Source organism: Changpingibacter yushuensis, from assembly GCF_014041995.1.
Taxonomy (GTDB): Bacteria; Actinomycetota; Actinomycetes; order Actinomycetales; family Actinomycetaceae; genus Changpingibacter; species Changpingibacter yushuensis.
The window spans coordinates 1,836,491-1,858,576 of the sequence record NZ_CP059492.1; the positions used below are offsets into that span (position 1 = coordinate 1,836,491).

The window sequence follows — 22,086 nt, forward strand, 5'->3', positions numbered from 1 at the left end:
TGATCGTGGGCGTTCGGCCTAGAATTCTCTGATGCCTACATGCCAGCCCCGTAGGATACCGCCGCCTTTTCCCGTGAGCTTTGCCGACTTCTCAGACTCCCCAGCGGCCTAGAGACTCCCAAGCGGCCTAGTTTCCCAAGCCCCCTAGTCTCCGAGGTTCGTTCCCACATCCCGTGCGGCAGTGACCCATGGGTGGTCTAGAGGCACGGTTTTGACTGAACCGGCGACCTCTTCGAGTGGCACAGGTTCGGATCCTTGGCCGCGAGCGGCAACAGTAATTCCGAACTCCCCGTTAGCCACGTGACGTGCTCCGGCACCGCCCAGAACTGTGCCGAGCAGACGGTCAGACGCATCCGGCGTACCTCCGCGCTGCACATATCCCAAGACTGTCACGCGGGCTTCGAGCCCGGTGATTCCTTCGAGTTCTTCGGCAAGCTTAAAGGCGTTGTCACGATGCCCGCTCAGGACGCTTTGCCGGTACTCCTTTGCTGCCCGTTTCGCTTCAGGCGAGGTTGCGGTCCTCACGAGCGATTCCGCTGCTGCCAGAGTTGCCGTGTCTTTGACGCTCAGTGCACCTTCGGCAATCGCAAGAACTGAGAAGTTGTGCCCAGAACGCGCGCGTTCTTCAACCGAGGCGGCGATCGCATTGACCTCGTACGGAATCTCGGGGATAAGGACGATGTCCGCTCCCCCGGCGATCCCAGCGCCCAGCGCCAGCCAGCCGGCCTTGTGACCCATGGTCTCTACCACCACAATGCGGTGATGGGAATGGGCTGTGGAGTGAAGCCTGTCGATTGCCTCAGTGGCGATTCCCAACGCAGTGGAGAACCCGAAGCTGGTGTCAGTATGCGCGATGTCGTTGTCAATCGTCTTAGGAAGGTGGATGACGTTGAGCCCGGCTTCTGCGAGCTTCATGGCATTCTTCGCGGTTCCGCCACCACCAATGCACACGAGGGCGTCCAGATCGTTCTTGTGGTAGTTCTCAACGATGGTGGGCACCATGTTGACGATTTCGCCGTTCACGTTCATCTTGTGCGGTTTGTCGCGCGAGGTGCCCAAGATCGTCCCGCCCACGGTGAGGATTCCCGCGAGGTCAATTGAGGTTAGTTGACGTGTGTGATTCTCAGCCAACCCTCGAATCCCATCGATAAAGCCAACTAGCTCCATGTCATAACGCGAGATGGCAGCTTTGCCAAACCCTCGAATGGCGGCGTTAAGCCCTGGGCTGTCGCCTCCAGCGGTCAGCACACCTACTCTGCGTGGGGTTTCACTCATCGGCCCCTCCTTCATCAGTCGGTTCAGCGCCGGGAAAGGTGGCCGCTGTGCCACCTTTGTTTGCCCGGCATCTCATGATTATTTCGTAGACTACCTGAGAGATCGCGCGCTCTAGAGGTCGATCACCTTATCTAGGCCATATGTGAGCCCACCCCGCCCCATTACATTGCGGATCGCGAGCAGTACCCCCGGCATGAAGCTTGTTCGATCAAAGGAGTCTTGGCGCAACACCAGTTGTTCCGCGGGGTTTCCGAGCAGTACCTCCTCGTGCGCGTTCAGACCGCGAAGGCGAACTGCATGGACGTGCACGCCCTCAACATTGGCGCCTCGCGCTCCCTCCGGATCGATCTGCGTAGCATCGGGGCTGGCGGCAACACCAGCGGCCACCCGGGCTGCTGAGATGCGCTTGGCCGTGGTTGTGGCCGTTCCTGATGGAGCGTCCACTTTCTCTGGATGGTGTAGTTCAATTACCTCCACCGATTCGAAATACGGCGCCGCCTTTTCCGCGAAGCTCATGAGCAATACCGCGGAAAGCCCATAATTCGGCGCGATGATCACCGAACGTCGTGTGGCATCCGCATGTTCACCCACACGCGCAAGCGATTCTTCCGTCCAGCCGGTTGTGCCGACGACGACGTCGACCCCACAGTCCAGCAGCGCATGGACGTTGGCTTCAGTCACCGCGGGAACGGTGAACTCGACAGCCACTTGTGCGCCGTTGAGATTTCCCTCGATGGAAACACCGGCGTCAATCTGGGCCACAAGTTCCAGATCCTCCGCCTGGCTTACCGCATCGCAAACCGTCCTACCCATGCGGCCTGCTGCGCCTATTACTGCCACTTTGATCGTCATGAAATCAGGTTACCGTCTGAGGCGCACCGAGCAGAAAGATGTTCGCTGAAAGGCCTTGGGCTGTGGAACGGCGTTAGTTACCCACACTCTCTCGTGTGGCACGTAGTTCGGAAAGGTGTCTAGCCCTGCGGACCCACTGTGCACAGAGAACGAGGACCGGATGCCAACTGCCGTGCCAACTCGGTAATCTGTTCCGCCGTCACAGCGCGTGACCGGCGGAGCTGCTCATCTTGGGACACGAGTGTGCCGCGAATGAGTTCCGCATGCCCAAGCCGATTCATGTGGCTTGAAATTCGCTCGGCGTCAAAGATGATGTCTGCACGTACACGCCGGTAGGCAGACTCCACTTCGTCTTGAGTGACGCCGTTGGCGGCCAAATCGTCAAGGCATGCGCCAAGCAACTCGGACACAGCAGAAACATTATCTGGTGCACATCCAGCGTAGAGTCCGAACATTCCCCCTTCAGGGAAGTTGGCCGGGAATGAGTACGTGGAGTAGGCCAGCCCACGTTCCTCGCGAATCTGTTGGAACAACCGCGATGATGTGCCACCACCGAGGATCGCGTTCAACGCAAAAATGACGGGACGGCGTTCATCGAACAGATCCATCGCAGGCATTCCGAGCACTACAGCTGCTTGTTCTACGGCACGATTGAGATGCTGGCGTGTGGGCTGGGCGTATTCGATTTGGCTGGCGTATCGCCTTTCGCTGGGAACGGCAGGCGACGAAGTATCCCATCCTGAGATCTCAAGCAAGTGCAACACATCGTCGCACAACTGATCGTGATTGATTGCGCCCGCGGCCGTCACCACCAGCTCATTCGATCGGTATTTTGAACCGTAATGGGCGGTCAGCCGATCATGTGACAGCGCTGTCACTGACTCCCTCGATCCACCAACCGGGCGTCCAAGCGGGTGATTCTGGAACACCATGGCTGGAATGGCTTCGTGCGCCACCTCGGAGGCGTCGTCGTTATACATGGCGAGTTCCTCGAGGATAACGCCGCGTTCCATCTCCATATCCTCAGCGCTAAGCCGGGCGCCGGTGACCATATCTGTGAGCAGATCTAGGCCGTCGAATAGATCCTCGTCGAATACATGGCCGTAGTAGCAGGTGTACTGCTTGGCCGTGGCTGCGTTGAATCCGCCACCAAGGTAGTCGATGCGCTCCGCGATATCCTTAGCGCTGCGCTTCTTCGTCCCCTTGAAGAGAAGATGTTCAAGGAAGTGGGTTGACCCTTCGGATCCCGGAGCTTCATCCCGCGAACCCGCTCCGATCCACAGCCCAACCGAGGTCGAATGCTGATGGGGTATCTCCTCAGTGAGAACGCGAATGCCGCCGGGAAGGATACTTCGGCGAGTGACAAGGCCGTTGTCAACAAGCCGCATTTCCTTTTCGGCATCCAGATCGAGTGAACGTTCGGTGAAATCTGCAGCAACCACTATGCCAGCGTAATGGAAACAAGCGGCCCAGAAGAAACCTTCTGGGCCGCTTGCCTATCACATCACTATCTCACCGCTCGCAAGCCACAGCCTGCCAGCGGTGGATTGACTCACTCTCCTTCGGGAGCTGAGCCTTCGCCTGCATCATCCGAGTGGGTACGGCGGCGCTGGCGGGAGCCACGGCGCGAACCGCGTTCGCCACCGCGATCGCCCCGCTCACCACGGTCGCTGCGAGGACGGCGTTCGCCTTCCTCCTCCGAATCGCGCTCAGTGACGGCAACGCCATCGACAACAGCAGCCAGCGAAACCTTGCCGCGTGAATCCAGCTCGGAGATCTCGACCTCGACCTTGTCACCGACGTTGACCACGTCTTCCACGTTCTCGACGCGCTTGCCGCCCACCATCCGACGAATCTGCGAGATATGCAGTAGGCCGTCGCGGCCCGGCATAAGGGAAACGAACGCACCGAACGTGGTGGTCTTGACAACCGTGCCCACGAAGCGCTCGCCAACCTCAGGCATCTGTGGGTTTGCAATCGCATTGATCGCCGAACGCGCAGCATCAGCAGACTCGCCATTGCTCGCGCCGATGAAGACGGTACCGTCTTCTTCGATCGTGATGTCTGCGCCGGTATCCTCCTGGATCTGGTTGATCATCTTGCCCTTGGGTCCGATGACTTCACCGATCTTGTCGGAAGGAATCTTGACGGAGATGATTCGTGGTGCTGTTGGCGCCATCTCATCAGGACCACCAATGGCTTCGTTCATGAGATCGAGGATCGCGAGGCGTGCCTCACGAGCCTGGCCCAGAGCGGCATCCAGCACTGCGGCAGGAATGCCGGCCAGCTTGGTGTCAAGCTGAAGAGCCGTGACATACTCGCGTGTGCCGGCAACCTTGAAGTCCATATCGCCGAGTGCATCCTCAGCGCCCAGAATGTCTGTCAGTGTGACGAAACGAGTCTGGTTGTCGATCGTGTCTGAAATCAGGCCCATCGCAATACCTGCAACAGGGGCCTTCAGCGGCACACCAGCGTTGAGCAGAGCGAGGGTCGAGGCGCACACAGATCCCATTGACGATGAACCGTTCGAGCCCATGGTCTCAGAGACCTGACGAATCGCGTAGGGGAACTCTTCGCGTTCAGGAAGCTGGGATTCGAGTGCGATCTCAGCAAGGTGGCCGTGACCGATCTCGCGGCGCTTGGGGCTACCAACGCGGCCGGTCTCACCAGTCGAGTATGGCGGGAAGTTGTAGTGGTGAATGTAGCGCTTGCGGGTAACCGGAGAAAGGTTATCCAGCTGCTGCTCCATCTTCAGCATGTTCAAGGTTGTAACGCCCAAGATCTGGGTTTCGCCGCGCTGGAACAGTGCAGAGCCGTGAACGCGAGGTAGCACACCGGCTTCTGCGCTGATGGAACGAATCTCAACCGGGGTGCGGCCGTCCATACGGACGCCTTCAGTGAGTACGTGACGGCGCATTGTCTTCTTGAAAGCTGCGTTGACCGCAGCGGCCACCATGTTCTCCAGCTCCGGGAACTGGTCTGCCAGTTCGGCAACCACAGAATCCGTCAGAGTGTTGAGAGCCTCATCGCGTTCGGCCTTGGCAACAATGCCCAAGATCGGAGCGAAACGATCGCCGAGCACGCCTTCAACAGCCGCTAGCTGATCCTCCGTGTAATCGGGGAAGAATGGGAATTCGCCCGTGGGCTTTCCGCACTCCTCAATGAGCTTGATCTGCGCTTCGCACAGCTCGCGAATAACTGGCTTAGCAGCTTCCAACCCCTCGGCCACGATTGCTTCGGTGGGCTTGGTGCCGCCGACCTTGATAACAGCGTCAGCGTTCTCCGGAGCGGAGGCTTCGACCATCATGACGGCGACGTCGTCGCCAACAATGCGGCCAGCGATTGCCATCGTGAAGGTGGCGCGTGCCATTTCGCTGTAGCGAGGGAATGCGATCCACTTGCCGTCAACGAGCGCAATGCGAGTACCACCAACTGGGCCGGAGAACGGCAGGCCAGCAAGGGAGGTGGAAAGTGAAGCGGCGTTGATGGCGACGACGTCGTACGCATCGTCCGGGTGAATCGTCAGTACAGTTGCGACAACCTGAACTTCGTTACGCATGCCCTTCTTGAATGCGGGGCGCAACGGACGGTCGATGAGGCGAGCGGCGAGGATGGCCTCAGTACCGGGACGGCCTTCGCGGCGGAAGAACGATCCAGGGATGCGGCCAGCTGCGTAAGCGCGCTCTTCCACGTCTACGGTCAGCGGGAAGAAATCAAAATGTTCCTTCGGCGACTTAGATGCCGTGGTGGCGGCGAACACGGTTGTTTCACCGTCAAGGTAAGCGACTGCTGAGCCATTTGCCTGACGGGCGAGAACGCCCGTCTCGAAACGGATTGTGCGGGTTCCGAAAGAGCCATTGTCAATGACTGCCTCGGAAGAATGAACGTCAGGACCCTCCACAGGGACCTCCTTCTTTTGCTCCCGACACGGCCATCAGTAAAAACCCGCGGAACAGCTTCCGTAGGCCACCACCGAGGACCGGGTGCGGGTCTATCTTCTTTGTCGATCGTGGAGGCGGGGGCCTCCAGTTTGCTGTGGCATGAGCGGCGAACAAGCCACTCAGCCATTGGCAGACTACCGAATTCTATTCGGAGTTGTCTGTTGTTTGCGTGAACACACGGGCTCACTGTGGCTGTTAACGATTCGCCATTCGGCTCAACAAACTACAAGCGGCCCGGGCAATATGCCCAGGCCGCTTATCAGTTAGTCATCGGCGCAAGCCGAGACGAGCAATGAGGGAACGGTAGCGTTCGATGTCTTCTTCAGCAAGGTATGCGAGAAGGCGCTTGCGCTGACCGATGAGGAGCATCAGACCACGGCGTGAGTGGTGATCGTGCTTGTGTGTGCGGAAGTGCTCAGTGAGCTCCTTGATACGAGCTGAGAGCAGTGCAACCTGAACCTCGGGCGAACCGGTGTCACCTTCATGGGTTGCGTACTCTGCAATGATCTGCTGCTTTTCTTCAGGCTTGAGCGCCATGATTCTCCTTATTGGTTCCGTTGCACAGAGCACTGGGGCATGTTCTCCCAGGCAATGACACATCCGTGGCCGATCTAACGGCTCAAGAAGTCTACCATGTCCGGGTTTTTCCAGCGGTTAGGCCAGTTGTGAGCTTGCCGACCGGCTTTCCTCTCTCACTGCCTTACGCCTCGCCTCACTGCCTGCCACCAATTGCCTTACGGCCCGCTATCAAACCTGCTAGATAGCCTTGATCTTCTTGGGATCCACCCGCCCGGCAGTGGGTACACCCAACACCTCGGCAGTTCCGCGCAGATCCTCATCCATCTGCACTAGCAACTCATCAAGGGAGCCAAATGAGAACATCGGGCGGAGCCGCTCAATGAAGTCAATCGCCACTGATTCGCCATACAGGTTGAGGTCGGAACGGCCAAGCACGTGAGCCTCCACTGTGCGCTCCACGCCGTCAAACTGCGGATTGGTTCCAACAGAAATCGCGGCCGGCAGGTACTCGGCGGCACTGGAGGCTGGAACGCGCCTGACAAGCCACCCGGCGTACACGCCGTCGGCTGGCACCTCACCAAGGTTGTCCCCTGTTAGGTTGGCCGTAGGAAATCCAAGTTCGCGCCCGCGTTGGAAGCCGTGAACTACCTCGCCACGAATCCGGTGAGGACGCCCCAGAACCATCGCAGCGCCGCTGACATCACCCATCGAAAGGAGTTCGCGGACCCTAGTAGATGACCAGCGATGACCGGCGTCGTCGCCTACGTCAGAGACAAGGTACACACTAAAACCTAGTTGGGAACCTAGGGCCCGTAGCATGTCACCGTCACCAACGTTGCCCTTGCCAAACCTAGCGTCCTGGCCCACCACGATCGCTTCGGCGTGAAGCTGACCCACGAGCTGATTTGCCACGAACTCTCGGGGGCTGGCCTGTGCGTATTCGAGTGTGTAGTGCTGCACAAAGGTGGCATCAATGCCAGCGGCAGCTAGGCGATCGAGCCGGTCTCCAAGCGTCGCCACTAGGTGAATAGGGCTGTCAGGATTATGGACGGTTGCCGGATGAGGATCAAACGTTAGCGCCACGGACATGACGCCTCGTGCCTTGGCTTCAGCAACGGTCTTGGCAAGAACGGCTCGGTGGCCTTTGTGAACGCCGTCGAAAATGCCCATCGTCACCACGGTTCGGCCCAACTCGCTCGGAATATCCTCCTCGCTGTGCCAAACCTGCATAGCGCGGCTCACTTTGCCGACCGAAGGCCGAGATTACGCCGGCCTTCGGAAAGATCCAGATGTCCTTCAGCGCGCATTTCCTCGGCCTCGGGAGAATGCGCATGGCGCACTTCCTGATCAGAATGGTGCCCGCCGCAACCGCAGCCGCCCAGCTTTTCTTCAGCCTTAGCGTGCCCGCCGCAACCGCAGGATTCCGTGTTTGATTCATTTTGGTTCAGTTCCACGGAACAAGCCTACCGTCCATAGCCCATGTAATCCCGTCCGGGCGGTCACAAACAGCATGTGCCCGGATCACATCCGGGCACATGCTGTGGTAAGCCTCTACGGCGCTAGCCCTGCAGCCATTACGTGATAGGAGCTGGGTTGAACACGATGAAGTCGTTCTTCAGACCGTACTTCTGTGAAAACGTCTCTTTGGTCGCTGAAGCCACGTCAAGAATCAAGTTGAAGATCTCGGTGCCGACCTCGGGAATAGTCTTCTCGCCGTCCACCACTTGTCCCGCATTGACATCGATGATGTCAAACCACTTCTTCTTGAGATCGCTCTGCGAACACACCTTGATAACAGGCGCGATATCCAGCCCATATGGCGTACCCCGTCCGGTCATGAACACCTGAAGGGTGATTCCCGAGGCTACCTGCATGGGTCCACAGACGATGTCGGAGGCGGGTGTCGCGTTGAACATCAGTCCATGCTTCGTAGGCAACTCTCCAGGCGAGATTACCTCAGTGATAGTGGCAGTGCCCGACTTGGCGATCGAGCCCATTGTCTTTTCGACGATGTTGGCGAGTCCACCCTTTTTGTTGCCAGGAGTAGGATTCGCAGACCTGTCCACACCGCCCTTCTCCAAGTAGCTGTCATACCAAGCCATTTCGGCTAGGAACTTTGCAGCAGTCTCCTCGTCCTCACATCGGTCAGCAATGAGATATGCTCCATCGCGCACTTCAGTGACTTCGGAAAACATGACAGTTGCACCCCCTTTGACCAGCATGTCGGAGGCGTATCCCGCACTTGGGTTTGCCGAAAGTCCGGAGAAGGCATCTGACCCACCGCATTGCATGCCAATGCAGAGCTTTGAGAGCGGCAGTGGTGTGCGTTCACGCTGGTTAAGGCGTGCCAACTTGGGCTCGGCGCAAGCCACAAGTGCCTCAATGATGGCCTCAAAGCCCTCGTAATCCTGAAGCACAACCACGTTGTCACGATTGATCATCTCCGGAGGCAGAAGGCGCTCTGCGGTGAGCTTCTCACACCCAAGTGAAACCACCATGATCTCCCCGCCAAAGTTCGGGTTATACATGAGGTTCTTCAGTGATCGGATCGGGATCTTCGCGTCCGGTGCGTCGATTGCGACGCCGCATCCATAGGCGTGATCGATCGGCACGATGTCGTCCGCATTGGGATACTTGGGAAGCAGTTCGTCCTTCATCTTCTTAACGGCCACGGCGAGCACGCCTTTGACGCATTGGACAGAACTCATGATGCCGAGTACGTTCTTCGTCCCAGCGAACTTATCTGGTCCGTTGTCGTAACCGAGCCACGTAGTGCGCGGTGGGTCCGGGAGTGTGACATCGCGCTTACCGGGGAACGTGTACTCCTCGATGTCGGGTGACTGCGGGAGATCGAGCATGAACTCGTTGATCCATGAACCCTGCGCGATCGCCTCTTTCGCATAGCCAATGACCACATTGTAGCGGCGAACGATTCCACCCTTGGGTGTGTCCTCGAGAGCAATCTTGTGCGCCTGTGGGATCTCCTCACGTGCCACCACACCAGGCATCAGTTCGGTGCCAAGCGCTATTGGTTGGGTAGTAATTGCCACGTTATCCGCGGGATTCGTAATGACGTAGAGCGGCTTCATCGGGCTCCTTCGGCTGCCATGCCTTCCGGACATTCATCCGGTCTCTCCTATTTCGGCACATAAGCAAGTGATCGGTTTGTAGACAAATATCGACAATATCGAAACGCTCGTCTATGTATGTATATAGTCTGTCCCATGTCAAAATGAATGAGCGGGACCTAGGACCTCACACCGGTCGAACTATTACAGGCTGAGAAGAAGATCAGGCTTGAGTTTGCCTGAGCGCCGTGAGATGAGTGCCACGGGAACACAATCGGAGAATGCCACGGCAACCTCACCTGGAGCGCAGCCCGCAGGCGCCGCGGGCCACGGCCGCTTCTCAATGAACTGCCCGTTGCGAAGCAGCGCTGCCTCTTCTCCTGAGACCTCAATGCAAGGGAAAAGTCCCCGGCACAGATCCGCGAGGCTGACCATCGGTAGAGGCTCACCTGTGGCCACGTATTCGGCGAGTGCCGGAATGGAGAAAGCATGATTCACTGTCCACGATCCAACGCGTGTGCGTCGCAAGGCGATCAGATGAGCGCCAGTGTGAAGCGAATCGCCAAGATCACGGGCCAGCGCGCGAATGTAGGTGCCAGCCGAACACTCCACAATGACGTCAAGATCCAACACGTCCACCCATTCACCATGGGCTTCCACTCGAGTGGAACTGGGTAGTCCGAGCGCCTCAAAACGTCCAATACGCACCGGACGGGCCTCAAGTTGCACCTGCGCGCCATTTCGCACCAAGTCATAGGAGCGCTTGCCGCCCACCTTGATTGCGCTGACCGCGCTCGGAACCTGCAGAATATCGCCACGAAGTGGAGCTATTGCCGCTTCGATGCGCGCGGCAATTTCATCCGCCGTCGCTAAGCGCTTCCCATCATCTTCGAAGACGTTGGTCAGAGAACCGCAGCCCAGGACCCGTGTGATCGCGCCCTCGGCGTCTTCCGTTGTAGTTTCGAGCCCGAGCCGAATTGTGGCCACATACTCCTTGGACGTGCCAGTCACATATTGCAGCAACTTGGTGGCTCGCCCGACACCCACGCACAGCACGCCAGTAGCCATCGGGTCTAGCGTGCCCGCGTGCCCGACCTTTCGGGTACCCGCCAACGCACGCATCGCCCCAACCACATCGTGGCTAGTCACGCCCTGCATTTTGTCGACGACGACGAGGCCGTTCGGTTCCTCATACCCATCGCGGCTCGGCCGGGGAAGCCGCCCCCAAGGCATCTCTCTCCGGCGATACTGCTTGGCGCCGCCGGCTGGCTCCTGCGGAGCCGAGCCAGCTTGACCGAACTCCTTATTCGTCACCGTCAGCCGAACCTTCTTCGGAGTCAGTGGACGCTTCCTCAGTGGACGCTTCCTCAGCGGACTCCTCAGACGACTTGTAGGGATCAGCTTCGCCAGCCCATTGTGCACCTGCGGAAGCCTTGGTGATCTCTTGGTCACGGAACTTCGTGGCGGTCAACGCATCCTCGAATGAACGCGCCGTCTCAGGAAGTGCATCCGCAACGAATTCGATGGTGGGTGTCAGCCGGAGACCAAGACCAGCACCGATCTGCGAGCGAATGAGTCCCTTGGCTGCGTTCAGACCGCGGCCAGCCGTCCGAAGCTCGTTCTCTGAGCCGTAGGCCGTATAGAAGATTGTGGCGTGCTGCAGATCTCCCGTCACGCGCACGTCAGTGATAGTGACGAGGTTGAGGCGGGGATCCTTGAGTTTGCTGGTCACCATCGATGCGACGATCTCATGGATGCGCTCAGCAACGCGAGTAACACGTGGATTTGGCATGGCCATGTCCCTTCATCTGTGGCGGCGGGCTGCCCATATGAGCAGCCCGCCGCCAATCGATTATGCGCGTGATCAGTCGCGCGGCTTTTCCTGCATTTCGTAGGTTTCAATGATGTCGCCTTCGGCGAGGTCCTTGTAGCCTAGCGTGATACCGCATTCGTAGCCTTCGCGAACTTCGGTGACGTCGTCCTTCTCGCGGCGCAATGACGCGATCTCCAACTCGGGAGCCAGAACAACGCCGTCGCGAACCAAACGTGCCTTTGTACCACGCTTGATCGTGCCGGAACGAACGATCGAACCTGCGATGTTGCCAAACTTGCCAGAGCGGAATACCTGACGGATCTCCGCGCTGCCCAGCTGGACCTCTTCGTAGATCGGCTTGAGCATTCCCTTGAGCGCTGCCTCAACATCTTCAATCGCCTTGTAGATGACCGAGTAGAACTTCATCTCTACGCCCTCACGATCAGCCATGTCCGTGACGCGCTCTGCCGGGCGCACGTTGAAGCCGATGATGATTGCATTGTCGACTGTTGCCAAGTTGACATCGTTCTGAGTGATTGCACCGACGCCACGGTGGATGATCTGCAGCTGGACTTCTTCGCCAACCTCGATTTCGAGAAGCGAGGACTCCAAGGCTTCGACAGAACCGGAGGCGTCGCCCTTGAGAATGAGGTTGAGAGTCTGCATGCTCCCTTCCTTCAAAGCGTCGTTGAGGTTCTCAAGAGAGACCCGCTTGCGGCGCTTCGCCAAGGTCGCGGCGCGCTTAGCCGCCTCACGCTTATCAGCGATCTGGCGTGCCGTGCGATCGTCGTCGGAAACAAGGAAGTTGTCACCAGCCGAAGGAACAGAGGACAGACCGAGGATCTGGACGGGACGCGACGGGCCCGCTTCCTCAACCACGTTGCCATCTTCATCGAACATGGCGCGGACTCGGCCATGTGCCGTTCCAACCACGAGCGAATCTCCAACACGCAACGTGCCGGTTTGAACCAGTGCAGTTACCACCGCACCGCGTCCTTGATCGAGTTTTGCCTCGATTGAGACGCCACGTGCCGGGCGATCCGGGTTGGCCTTCGGTTCGATCTCTGCATCGGAGACATAGAGGATTGCCTCGAGCAAGTCCTCAATGCCAATGCGCTGCTTGGCTGAAATGTCAACAAACATCGTGTCGCCGCCGTATTCCTCGGCAACGATCCCGTATTCGGTCAGCTGTGCGCGCACCTTCTGTGGGTTCGCACCCTCGACGTCAATCTTGTTGACAGCGACGATGATGCGGACGCCTGCAGATTGTGCGTGGTTGATAGCTTCAACCGTCTGCGGCATAACGCCGTCGTCGGCAGCAACAACCAGAACCGCGATGTCGGTAACGTCCGCACCGCGAGCACGCATTTGTGTGAACGCCTCGTGGCCCGGGGTATCAATGAACGTGATGGCGCGCTGTGCACCTTCATATTCAATGGATACCTGATAGGCGCCGATGTGCTGCGTAATGCCGCCATGCTCCGTGTCAATGACATGCGCGTGGCGAATAGCATCCAGCAACTTGGTCTTGCCGTGGTCAACGTGGCCCATAACGGTCACGACCGGTGGACGCGGCACTAGGTTCTCTTGAGACTCCCCTGCCTCTTCGGCATCCAAATCGATGTCGAACTGCTCTAGGATCTCGCGATCCTCATCTTCAGGGGAAAGAATCTGCACATCGTAGCCCAGCTCAGCGCCAAGCAGCTTGAACGTATCCTCATCAAGAGACTGATTTACTGTAGCCATCTCGCCCATGCGGAACAGAGCAGCAATCAGACCAGCCGGGTTGGCACCAATGCGCTCGGCGAAATCGGCCAGAGAGGCTCCCGCACGAATGCGGACAACCGTCGAGCCGTCGCCATGTGGCATATCGAGACCAGCGACCATCGGCGAAGACTGGCTTTCCCATTCTTCCCGCTTTGTCCTGCGCGACTTGCGACCGCGCGAAGGGCGACCTCCCTGACGGCCGAATGCACCCGCAGTGGAACCACCACGGGACTTTCCGCCAGAGCGAGTGAAGCCTGGACCGCCTGTACGGCCGCCGGCTGCACCACCAGCTGCTCCTGGAGCCGCTCCCTGGCCACCACGAGCCGGTGCACCACCGCGTCCGCGGCCACCCGGGCGTCCGCCAGAAGCGGGGCGCTGGGAGTCCTGATGGTTAGGCATCATGCTGGGGCTCGGCCGTGCGCCACCAGGACGCTGCGGGCGTGGAGCTGGACGTGCGCCGCCCTGAGGACGAGGACCACCGCCGGAAGCGTTGGCGTCACGTCCGCCGTGCGGGCGCGGCATTCCCTGAGAGTTAGCAAACGGGTTGTTGCCCGGACGCGGAGCGTGTGGCTTCACGCCACCGCCTGGCCGAGGCATTCCCTGTGAAGTGGCAAACGGGTTGTTGCCCGGACGCGGAGCGCCACCACCGGGGCGCGGCGCACCGCCACGCTGGTTGGAACCACGACCGCGCGAGTCGCGATTGTCGCGGCTATCACGGTTGTCGCGGCCGTGGTTCTCACGGTTATCACGACCCTGGCCATCACGGCTATCCCGGCCTTGACCATCCCGGCCTTGACCGCCGCGCGATGGGCGTCGCTCATCTGAGCGTGGCAGATGAGGCTTGGGAGAGTTGGCACGTGGGCGAGGACCCGGTGTTGCCGAGCTCTGTGCTGGCGCAGTCGGAGCTGACGGAGCAGACGAAAAAGCCGGCATATTCGATTCAGTTTCTACAGCCGGTGCCTGATTCTCAACCGCGGGCTTGGGTGCAGCTGGCACCTTGTCTGCTGGCTTTGGAGCAGGTTTGGCTGGCGTTTCACTCGCAATGACCGGAGTTGGCTTCGGCTGAGCCGGCGCAGCTGAAGGCGCGCGGGAAGCCGATTTCTTCTCAACGATGTCGGGATGCGACGAAACGAATTCTTGTGCCTTACGCACAACAGGAGCCTCGATCGTAGACGAGGCGGATTTAACAAACTCACCGTTCTCCTTGAGCACTTCAAGCAGTTTCTTACTTGTAATGCCCAATTCCTTGGCAAGTTCGTGGACGCGGACTTTGGCCACAGTTCTCCTTTGTAGGGGGCCTGCGCCACGCGCTGGCCCTTATTGCTGGCAGCTCATCGCTGGGTACTCATCGGGTGCCCATCGGGTTCCTACCCGCTTTCTTGGCTTCTTGACTCGCTCCGTCATGGACGTCACGAGAAACGATTGATTCCAACCACAGGCCAATCTTTGTCATGTCGAGGTTCTGCGCACGGAGCGCACGTTCGAAAGCATGAGCACGATTGGCCCTGTTGAGGCAGCCTGGATCAGGGTGAATCCAAGCTCCCCGGCCCGGGATTGTTGCCTGTTCATCCACTTCAGCAGCGGAGTCGCGGGCAGCGATTCTTACGAGGTTCTTACGGACATCTTTGCGACGGCAGCCCACACAGGTGCGCGGGTTTGGTGACACAGTCATTCCTTCTCTATCGCAGATGCCCTCAATATCTTAGCCTGAACAGGCAGGGTTATGCCCGTTCAGAAGCGCACGTCACGTACGTGAGACTCATGACATAGCCTCCCGTACGTTCAGTTAGACGACGACGCCAGTGCAGACGTCACCTTAGTAGTGAACTCTGGAGTAGGTTTTCCTATTCCCGTCACTCCTCCGGCAAGCCACGCTCCGGAGATGTGAGCCCGTTGCGAGGATCCTCAGACTCCTTACGAATGTCGATCGACCAGCCAGTCAGCTTTGCCGCCAATCGGACATTCTGCGCTTCCTTACCGATTGCAAGTGACGTTTGGCCATCAGGAACGATAGCACGCGCCTGGCGCTGATCACGGCTGAGAACATCGACTCGCAGGACCTTGGCTGGCGAAAGCGCGGCCGCAATGAACTGCCCCGGATCGTCGTCGTAATCCACAATATCGATCTTCTCACCGTTCAGTTCGGTGGTGACGGCACGAACTCGTTGCCCATTGTGACCAATGCAGGCACCCTTAGCGTTGATATCAGATTCCGACGACCACACTGCCATTTTGGTGCGATGCCCAGCTTCGCGGGCAAGAGCCACGATCTCAACGATGCCGTCTTCGATTTCTGGAACTTCCATTTCGAAGAGGCGGCGCACAAAGTCAGGATGGGTGCGCGACAGCCGTACGGAAGCTCCACGGGGTCCCACGGCAACTTCGAGTACCAGAGCTCGAATATGGTCACCATGACGGAAATGCTCAGTCGGGACTTGCTCTTCGCCGCGGAGGATCGCCTCGTGTTCACCGACGTCGACAAGGAGATCGCGTGATTCTCCGTTCTTGCCAGCATTCTGCTGTACGACTCCGGAGACAACCTGCCCCTGCTTGTTCTTGAAAGATCCCAGTACGCGGTCCGCCTCAGCATCGCGTAGGCGCTGGGCAATGATTGACTTCGCAGTGGCGGTGGCGATGCGGCCGAAATCTCCCGGCGTGTCGTCGAACTCACCGATCTTCTGCTCGTTCTCATCAACTTCGGGTGCCCACACTGTGACCTTGCCCGTGATGCGGTCCATCTCCACGCGTGCACCACGAACTGCGCCCGGAACGCGTTGGTAAGCGTACAGCAACGCATCTTCTATGGCCGAAACCAGGACATCAACGCTTATCCCAAGTTCGCTCTCAACAATGCGGAGCTCGTTCATCTGAATATCCACGATGGTCTCCTAGTCCTCATCTTCCGGAAGATCTGCATCCTGTACCCGGCCAAGCTCCACTTGGACCCGGGCCCTGGCGATATCGCTCATGGCGATAGAAGTAACGGCGCCACCTTCCACAGTGACTTTGTCACCATCAAGGCTGACTACTCTAGCATCGAGCGTGGATCCATCTGTCAGCCGAAAAGCCACCAGACGCCCGATCGAACGAGAGTAGTGACGTGGCTCAGTGAGAAGACGTTCTGCTCCAGGCGTTGACACCTCGAGGTTGTAGGCACCTTGAACCAAGTCGACGTCGTCCAGTCTCACGGACAGTGCCCGCGAAACGTCAGTCAATGTTTCAGAATCCACACCACCGGGACCGGCTGGAAGATCAACCGTGACCCTCACCAACGCACCGCGTGATTGGCGCCCAACCTTGACCTGTTCGAGGTAGAGCCCATGAGATTCAACAATTGGCTTGACCTCTGCGCAGATGCGGTCGCTCAATGCCTTGCTGTTGGTATGAACGGATGCGGTTGCATCATTTCGATGCTTGCCGCGCGCATCTTGCCGTTTGGCTTGCTTGCCTTTCGGACGCGGATTCTTCGAGGATTGTGCCATGCCTTTAGCGTACCTGCCCGAGCGGGTCAGACGGCAACGCTTGGTTTGCGCAGTTGCCTAGCACCAATCCATCCTCACGACGAAAGGTGTGCATGGGCAGGCCTCAACCGCGGCCAACACGCCATACGAACGCTGCATCTGCGACCCTCCATGGCAAGATTGTTATGTGCACAACTCTGACTCACTGCCTGAGGCCCCCGATTCGGTGCCAACAAAGCCCATATACAACGGTTCGGCCTTGCGATTTGCCGGTTCTGCGATTGTCGGAATCGCCATCTTTGCTGGTGTGTTGGCCGCCATGGGAGCCAGATTCGACAATCAGAACGCAACTCCAGATTCTCCCTTCACGGCGGAAGTGGCGCGCCAGGACGTGGCAGAGTTGGCTGCGATAGCGCAGAGTTCAGCAACCTCACTTGCCAGCGCTGACGCGAATAATGAGACTTTTGCAACCGTCGCTGCGGGCGCCGCCGAAATCACCGACGTGCTGGGTGGCGTATGGGTTGCGTGGCCGAGCGGCGCACCTTCCGGGTACACCAACGATCCGGTGAATACGGCTGCTCCAGCGGATGTCACGAGTGCTGACCTTGTTTCCCAGCTAGTTGAGCTCTCTGACGCGGCTCTCAGCGCCAGTGATAACGCCGCTCAAAGCGACCGCGCCACGTATAACGCGGTTGCCCTTCTGAGCAGATTCCTTGCCATCGACCTCGCAAACACTGAAGGCGTAGATTCTCCGGGCTGCTGGGACTTCACCATCAACGCCGCTGGCAGCGCCGCCGCCAGCGAGACCACTCTCGAAGTGGCCGATGCCGCGCGCCAGTGGTTCGAAACCGATGCGTCCAACATGGCTGTAGGAGATCGTGACGATCAACTGGCTCGAATCGACTCCGTCAGTCGATTCGAGGAAGCCATCCTTGAAACGGGCACCAAGGACTCCCGGGAAGCATTCGCTGCATACCCTGACCTAGCAGAGAAGGAGACGCTCACTTCTGTCGCATTGGGCAAGCTGAGCAGCCAGCTTTTGAACGCCTCGGCGCAAGCCGATTCCGATGGGCGGCAAGCCATCCTCGGATACACCTGCTCGCTCTACCTCTCATCAGGTGAACGCTCCACCTTCTCCATAGCTGACGCCTCAAACTGAATCCTCGGCGCGGCAAGGCGGGGCAGGAGAATTCTCCTGCCCCGCCTTCATGTTTACCTGAAGCCTCTAGCGCCTAGAGTGTGGCTTCGTTCGCTTGGTGGCGGGGTTTTTGCAGCGCTCCGTGGCGGTCTTGTTGCCGCGATCACGCAGGACTGGCTGCAGGTAGGTGTCGCGGTCTGAACCGAGAGGGGTGCGCCCGGTCGGGGCCGTTTGGATCGCTGCCGCTACGTCAGAGTCCGAAGGCTCCGCCGCTGACGAGGATCACGATGCCGAGGCCGATGAGAACGATGGGGAAGAGGATGTGCTCCCAGCGTTCGAGCACTTCGGCGATCGGGGGGCGGGTGGCGACGAACTTTGCCAGGGCCACCAGGACCGCGACGAGCGCGAGGAAGACGATGCAGTAGGCGACTACTGCGAGAGGTTCCACGCTGAGGAAGACAGGTGTGTAGACGCCGATGTTGTCGCCGCCGTTGGCAAGGGTGACGCCTGCGACTGTCCACACGCCGACCTTCTTGCCGGCAACCTTGACCTCGTCGTCATCGTCGTCATCGTCTCCGCGCCAGGCCTGCCATGCGGCCCAGAGGCCGAGGCCCAGAGGGATGAGACCGAAGTACGGGATGGCTGCCGAGGGCAGGAATGCTCCGGCACCGATAGTCACCAGGACCGCGGCGACGAGGATGCCGGCGAATCCGAGGTACTGGCCGGCCAGAATGCGGGCGGTAGTGCCGCGCTGGCCTGCCCCTCGCGCGAAGAAGAGGGAGAGCACGATGATGTCGTCGATGTTGGTCGCTGCGAACAGGCCCACCGCATGCAAGACCGAGGTGAGGATCATGCGCCCACCCCAGCTGCGTCGCATCCGGGAAGCGAGCAGGCGGGATCGATGCACGGGGCGTCTTCGTCCACTGCCAGGGTGGCATCGACCAGTGCCGTCAGCGCCTGCGCCAGGTGCGAATCGGCGATCTCATATCGTGTCCGACGACCCTCGGGCTCGGAGACGACGATCCCGCAATCGCGCAGGCATGCCAGGTGGTTGGACACGTTCGGGCGTGTCAGGTCCAGATCTCGGGCCAGTTCCGCCGGGTAAGCGGGATGGTCGAGCAGGGTCAAGATGATCCGGGATCGAGTGGGGTCGGCCAGTGCACGACCCAGGCGGTTCATCACGTCGAGACGCGAAGCAATAGTCAGCATGGACTGAACTATACAGCACACACTGAACACTCGGCCACAGGCGTCAGCCCAGATCGCATGCCCGTAAGGGGAACCCTCACCGGACACCACCGCTACTTATCGAGAGGAACGACGGCACGCCTGGCGGGCTGTCCCGTAAGACCCGTCCGGTGAACTGTCCGGTGAAGGGAGGCTATATGACACACTGGGGAGCATGTCCCCCTTGAAGGTCGGCTATGCCCGAGTCTCCACCGACGAGCAGGACCTGACCGCGCAGCGTGACGGACTCGCGGCGTTCGGCGTCGATCCCAAGCGCATCTACGTCGATCACGGGCTCACGGGCCGCAACGCCGACCGTGAGGGCCTGCGGCAGGCGCTGGCTGCCTGTCGGGACGGCGATACATTCGTGGTCACCAAGCTCGATCGGCTGGCGCGTTCAGTCCGTGATGCCCACCAGATCGCCGACGACCTCGCGGCGCGGGAAGTGAAGCTGAGCATCGCCGGATCGGTGTACGACCCGACCGACCCGATGGGGAAACTGTTGTTCAACGTGCTGGCGGTGGTCGCCGAGTTCGAAGCCGACCTCATCCGTGCCCGCACCCGCGAGGGGATGAAGGTCGCCAAGGCCAAGGGCCGGCTGCGCGGGAAGTCACCGAAACTCACCCCCCGGCAAGAAGCTCACCTCGTCCAGCTACATGCCGCCGACGAGCACACCGTGGGCGAGCTGGCCGAGCTGTTCAGCGTGGGCCGCTCCACGGTCTACCGCGCCCTTCAGCGCGCCGAGCGCGGGAGCGAGAACGCCTTGCAGTAGGTGCGTCGTGGACGCTCGAGCGCGGTGGCGAATCCTCAGGCTCCACGTCGAGGACCAGGTGCCCCTCGCGCGCTTAGCTCGCGAGACCGATGTAGGGCTGCGGACCCTGGAGCGCTGGCACGCCCGCTACCGCGCCGACGGCTACGCCGGACTGGAGACAGCCTCACGAGCGGACACCGGCTCCCGCCGCCTTCCGCCCGACCTCGTCCACCTGATCGAGGGCCTGGCACTGAGCAAGCCGCGGCCGGCCATCGCCACCATCCACCGCAAAGTCACCGGCATCTGCGCCGCCCGGAGATGGCCGGTCCCCTCCTACTCGGTGGTGTGGGACATCGTGCGGACCCTGGATCCCGGCATGGTCACCCTCGCCCTGGAGGGCGCAGCGTCCTACCGCGACAAGCACGAGCTGGTGCTCCGCCGGCAAGCAGAGCTGCCCAACGCGATGTGGCAATCCGATCACACCATGCTCGACATCCTGGTGGTGGGCACCGACGGCAAGCCCGCACGGCCATGGCTGACAACGATCCTCGACGACTGCTCCCGGGCGGTCTGCGGCTACACAATCTTCCTGGGCGCACCGTCGGCGATGAACACCGCCCTGGCGCTGCGCCAAGCGATCTGGCACAAGACCGACCCGGCCTGGCCGATGTGCGGCCTGCCCGACGTGCTCTACGTCGACCACGGCAGCGACTTCACCAGTGACCAGCTCGCCCACACCGCCGTCGACCTCCACATCCGACTGATCCACTCCACCGTCGCCCGACCCCAGGGACGGGGCAAGATCGAGCGGTTCTTCGGCACCATCAACACCGAGCTACTCGCCACCCTGCCCGGACACATCACCGAAGGGCACCCCTGGCCGACACCGAAACTGTCCCTGGCCGCCCTCGATAGCGCCCTGGAGGCGTTCGTGGCCACCTACAACGACCGCACGCACAGCGAGCTCGGAACCTCCCCGCGCAGCGCGTGGATCGCCGACGGCTGGCTGCCCCGAATGCCCGAGAGCCTGGAAGACCTCGACAGACTGCTGTTGACCGTCGCCAAGACCCGCGTCGTGCGCCGCGATGGCATCCGCTTCCAGGGCCTGCGCTACGTCTCCCCAACTCTGGCCGGCTACGTCGGACGCTCGGTCGTGATCCGCTACGACCCCCGCGACATCACCGAGATCCGCGTCTTCGATCACGACGAATTCGTCTGCAAGGCCGTCAACCAAGAGCACCACGACCAGAAGGTCAGCCTCAAGGAGATCCAGGCCGCGCGCAACGCCCGCCGCCGGGCGCTGCGAGCCGGCATCAACGAACGCATCGCCCTCGTGGCCGCACCTACCGAGACGCCACGGATCACCGAAGCACCGACTCCGGCGCCGAGGTCGGCGTTGAAGATCTACAAGGAGGACCTCAGGTGAGCCAGCGCTTCATCGTCACCAAGGAGCACCGCCGCTTCACCGAGTTCGCCGACGCCGTGCGCCGCGGGCACACCATCGGTTTGTGCTTCGGATCAGCCGGCGTAGGAAAGACACTCTCCGCACGCCGCTACGCACACTACGAGAAGGCTCATGACCTGCTGACCTACTGGGGGCCGCGCTCCGACAACGACGCCAAGATCTACGCCGCCTTGAACCGGAGCCGCACCGTGCTCTACACCCCCAGCGTGCTGACCACCCCGCGGACCCTGAAGGACGAGCTGACCCAAGCCATCACCCGCACCAACATGTGCATCGAGCAGCACCTCGTACCTCCCGGCACGGCCACTCCCGAGGCCTGGGGATGGCGACACGGCAGGAACTACGTGGAGCTGATCATCGTCGACGAGGCCGAACGACTGCGTCCCGCCGCTCTGGAACTGCTGCGCGATCGCTACGACCGCGACGACATCGCCCTGATCCTGATCGGCATGCCCGGCCTGGAGAAGCAGTTCAGCCACTACCCCCAGTTCTACAGCCGAGTCGGCTTCGCCCACCAGTACCGGCCCCTGGGACAAGACGAACTGCTGTTCGTCCTCGAGCGACACTGGCGATCCCTCGGCAAGACCCTCGACCCCGACGACTTCACCGACGCCCAAGCCATCGCAGCCATCGCACGGATCACCCGCGACAACTTCCGGCTCCTCGAACGCCTCTTCCCCCAGATCCAGCGGGTCCTGAAGATCAACGAACTCGACACCATCACCAACGACGTCATCGAAGCCGCACAGAGCACCCTGGTCATCGGTGTCACCTGACCCCGCCACGAAGCGACCGAAGAACCCCGCCAT

The 22,086-nt window shown here is 60.2% G+C and carries 20 protein-coding genes; 4 read left to right on the top strand and 16 right to left on the bottom strand.

Features of this window, described 5'->3' with window-relative positions:
- Positions 1-144: 144 nt before the first annotated feature.
- From H2O17_RS08030 to H2O17_RS08095, 14 genes are all read right to left on the bottom strand, one after another.
- Positions 145-1,275: a 6-phosphofructokinase gene (locus H2O17_RS08030; RefSeq protein WP_182049216.1), complete on the bottom strand. Its 1,131-nt coding sequence runs from the start codon at positions 1,273-1,275 to the stop codon at positions 145-147.
- A gap of 111 nt (positions 1,276-1,386) precedes the next feature.
- Positions 1,387-2,127 (bottom strand): 4-hydroxy-tetrahydrodipicolinate reductase, encoded by a 741-nt coding sequence (dapB, locus tag H2O17_RS08035; RefSeq protein WP_182049217.1) that lies wholly within the window; start codon positions 2,125-2,127, stop codon positions 1,387-1,389.
- Between the two features lie 119 nt (positions 2,128-2,246).
- Complete coding sequence (locus H2O17_RS08040) at positions 2,247-3,569, bottom strand: M16 family metallopeptidase (protein ID WP_246311199.1); 1,323 nt, start codon at positions 3,567-3,569, stop codon at positions 2,247-2,249.
- A 110-nt stretch (positions 3,570-3,679) separates the two neighbouring features.
- A complete protein-coding gene (locus tag H2O17_RS08045; protein ID WP_182049218.1) occupies positions 3,680-6,028 on the bottom strand; it encodes a polyribonucleotide nucleotidyltransferase in 2,349 nt (782 codons plus the stop codon).
- Between the two features lie 307 nt (positions 6,029-6,335).
- On the bottom strand, positions 6,336-6,605 hold the full coding sequence (rpsO, locus tag H2O17_RS08050; protein ID WP_182049219.1) for a 30S ribosomal protein S15: 270 nt from the start codon (positions 6,603-6,605) through the stop codon (positions 6,336-6,338).
- 219 nt (positions 6,606-6,824) lie between these two features.
- On the bottom strand, positions 6,825-7,817 hold the full coding sequence (locus H2O17_RS08055; RefSeq protein ID WP_182049220.1) for a bifunctional riboflavin kinase/FAD synthetase: 993 nt from the start codon (positions 7,815-7,817) through the stop codon (positions 6,825-6,827).
- Positions 7,818-7,825: 8 nt separating this feature from the next.
- The gene (locus tag H2O17_RS08060) at positions 7,826-8,041 is read right to left on the bottom strand and encodes a hypothetical protein (RefSeq protein WP_182049221.1); all 216 of its coding nucleotides are present in this window, start codon (positions 8,039-8,041) and stop codon (positions 7,826-7,828) included.
- A 120-nt stretch (positions 8,042-8,161) separates the two neighbouring features.
- Complete coding sequence (locus H2O17_RS08065) at positions 8,162-9,676, bottom strand: UxaA family hydrolase (RefSeq protein ID WP_182049222.1); 1,515 nt, start codon at positions 9,674-9,676, stop codon at positions 8,162-8,164.
- 183 nt (positions 9,677-9,859) lie between these two features.
- Entirely contained in the window at positions 9,860-10,969 is a 1,110-nt protein-coding gene (gene truB, locus H2O17_RS08070; RefSeq protein WP_246311200.1) for a tRNA pseudouridine(55) synthase TruB, read from the bottom strand.
- On the bottom strand, positions 10,959-11,447 hold the full coding sequence (rbfA, locus tag H2O17_RS08075; protein ID WP_182049223.1) for a 30S ribosome-binding factor RbfA: 489 nt from the start codon (positions 11,445-11,447) through the stop codon (positions 10,959-10,961). The genes truB and rbfA overlap by 11 nt, the downstream gene beginning before the upstream one ends.
- Positions 11,448-11,519: 72 nt before the next feature.
- Positions 11,520-14,513 (bottom strand): translation initiation factor IF-2, encoded by a 2,994-nt coding sequence (gene infB / locus H2O17_RS08080; protein WP_182049224.1) that lies wholly within the window; start codon positions 14,511-14,513, stop codon positions 11,520-11,522.
- A gap of 67 nt (positions 14,514-14,580) precedes the next feature.
- Positions 14,581-14,901 (bottom strand): YlxR family protein, encoded by a 321-nt coding sequence (locus H2O17_RS08085; protein ID WP_220456737.1) that lies wholly within the window; start codon positions 14,899-14,901, stop codon positions 14,581-14,583.
- Between the two features lie 187 nt (positions 14,902-15,088).
- Positions 15,089-16,114, bottom strand: coding sequence for a transcription termination factor NusA (gene nusA, locus H2O17_RS08090; protein ID WP_182049226.1), 1,026 nt, complete (start codon positions 16,112-16,114; stop codon positions 15,089-15,091).
- 9 nt (positions 16,115-16,123) lie between these two features.
- Positions 16,124-16,717, bottom strand: a complete 594-nt coding sequence (locus tag H2O17_RS08095) for a ribosome maturation factor RimP (protein WP_182049227.1) — start codon at positions 16,715-16,717, stop codon at positions 16,124-16,126.
- Between the two features lie 166 nt (positions 16,718-16,883).
- Here H2O17_RS08095 and H2O17_RS08100 point away from each other — a divergent pair, with 166 nt between their 5' ends.
- A complete protein-coding gene (locus H2O17_RS08100; protein WP_182049228.1) occupies positions 16,884-17,855 on the top strand; it encodes a hypothetical protein in 972 nt (323 codons plus the stop codon).
- A 229-nt stretch (positions 17,856-18,084) separates the two neighbouring features.
- Here H2O17_RS08100 and H2O17_RS08105 read toward each other — a convergent pair whose 3' ends face one another.
- Together H2O17_RS08105 and cmtR are read right to left on the bottom strand one after the other, a co-directional pair.
- Entirely contained in the window at positions 18,085-18,687 is a 603-nt protein-coding gene (locus H2O17_RS08105; RefSeq protein WP_182049229.1) for a cadmium resistance transporter, read from the bottom strand.
- Positions 18,684-19,043 carry a Cd(II)/Pb(II)-sensing metalloregulatory transcriptional regulator CmtR gene (gene cmtR, locus H2O17_RS08110; RefSeq protein ID WP_038992393.1) on the bottom strand — a complete coding sequence of 120 codons (360 nt, stop codon included), beginning with the start codon at positions 19,041-19,043 and terminating at the stop codon, positions 18,684-18,686. Before cmtR ends, H2O17_RS08105 begins: the two co-directional genes overlap by 4 nt.
- Positions 19,044-19,236: 193 nt before the next feature.
- On the opposite strand from cmtR, the gene H2O17_RS08115 reads away from it, so the two are divergent.
- Genes H2O17_RS08115 through H2O17_RS08125 form a run of 3 tightly spaced genes read left to right on the top strand, consistent with a single transcriptional unit; the run spans position 19,237 to position 22,053 of the window.
- The gene (locus H2O17_RS08115) at positions 19,237-19,833 is read left to right on the top strand and encodes a recombinase family protein (RefSeq protein ID WP_182049230.1); all 597 of its coding nucleotides are present in this window, start codon (positions 19,237-19,239) and stop codon (positions 19,831-19,833) included.
- A 7-nt stretch (positions 19,834-19,840) separates the two neighbouring features.
- Positions 19,841-21,238: a Mu transposase C-terminal domain-containing protein gene (locus H2O17_RS08120; RefSeq protein ID WP_182049231.1), complete on the top strand. Its 1,398-nt coding sequence runs from the start codon at positions 19,841-19,843 to the stop codon at positions 21,236-21,238.
- Positions 21,235-22,053: an AAA family ATPase gene (locus tag H2O17_RS08125; RefSeq protein WP_182049232.1), complete on the top strand. Its 819-nt coding sequence runs from the start codon at positions 21,235-21,237 to the stop codon at positions 22,051-22,053. The genes H2O17_RS08120 and H2O17_RS08125 overlap by 4 nt, the downstream gene beginning before the upstream one ends.
- The last annotated feature ends 33 nt before the right edge of the window (positions 22,054-22,086 follow it).

Coding starts and splice junctions, on each gene's coding strand:
- rpsO (WP_182049219.1), bottom strand. CDS start 6,605: ATGGCGCTCAAGCCTGAAGAAAAGCAGCAGATCATTGCAGAGTACGCA.
- H2O17_RS08030 (WP_182049216.1), bottom strand. CDS start 1,275: ATGAGTGAAACCCCACGCAGAGTAGGTGTGCTGACCGCTGGAGGCGAC.
- H2O17_RS08055 (WP_182049220.1), bottom strand. CDS start 7,817: ATGCAGGTTTGGCACAGCGAGGAGGATATTCCGAGCGAGTTGGGCCGA.
- rbfA (WP_182049223.1), bottom strand. CDS start 11,447: ATGCCAAATCCACGTGTTACTCGCGTTGCTGAGCGCATCCATGAGATC.
- dapB (WP_182049217.1), bottom strand. CDS start 2,127: ATGACGATCAAAGTGGCAGTAATAGGCGCAGCAGGCCGCATGGGTAGG.
- cmtR (WP_038992393.1), bottom strand. CDS start 19,043: ATGCTGACTATTGCTTCGCGTCTCGACGTGATGAACCGCCTGGGTCGT.
- H2O17_RS08065 (WP_182049222.1), bottom strand. CDS start 9,676: ATGAAGCCGCTCTACGTCATTACGAATCCCGCGGATAACGTGGCAATT.
- H2O17_RS08115 (WP_182049230.1), top strand. CDS start 19,237: ATGTCCCCCTTGAAGGTCGGCTATGCCCGAGTCTCCACCGACGAGCAG.
- H2O17_RS08095 (WP_182049227.1), bottom strand. CDS start 16,717: ATGGCACAATCCTCGAAGAATCCGCGTCCGAAAGGCAAGCAAGCCAAA.
- H2O17_RS08105 (WP_182049229.1), bottom strand. CDS start 18,687: ATGATCCTCACCTCGGTCTTGCATGCGGTGGGCCTGTTCGCAGCGACC.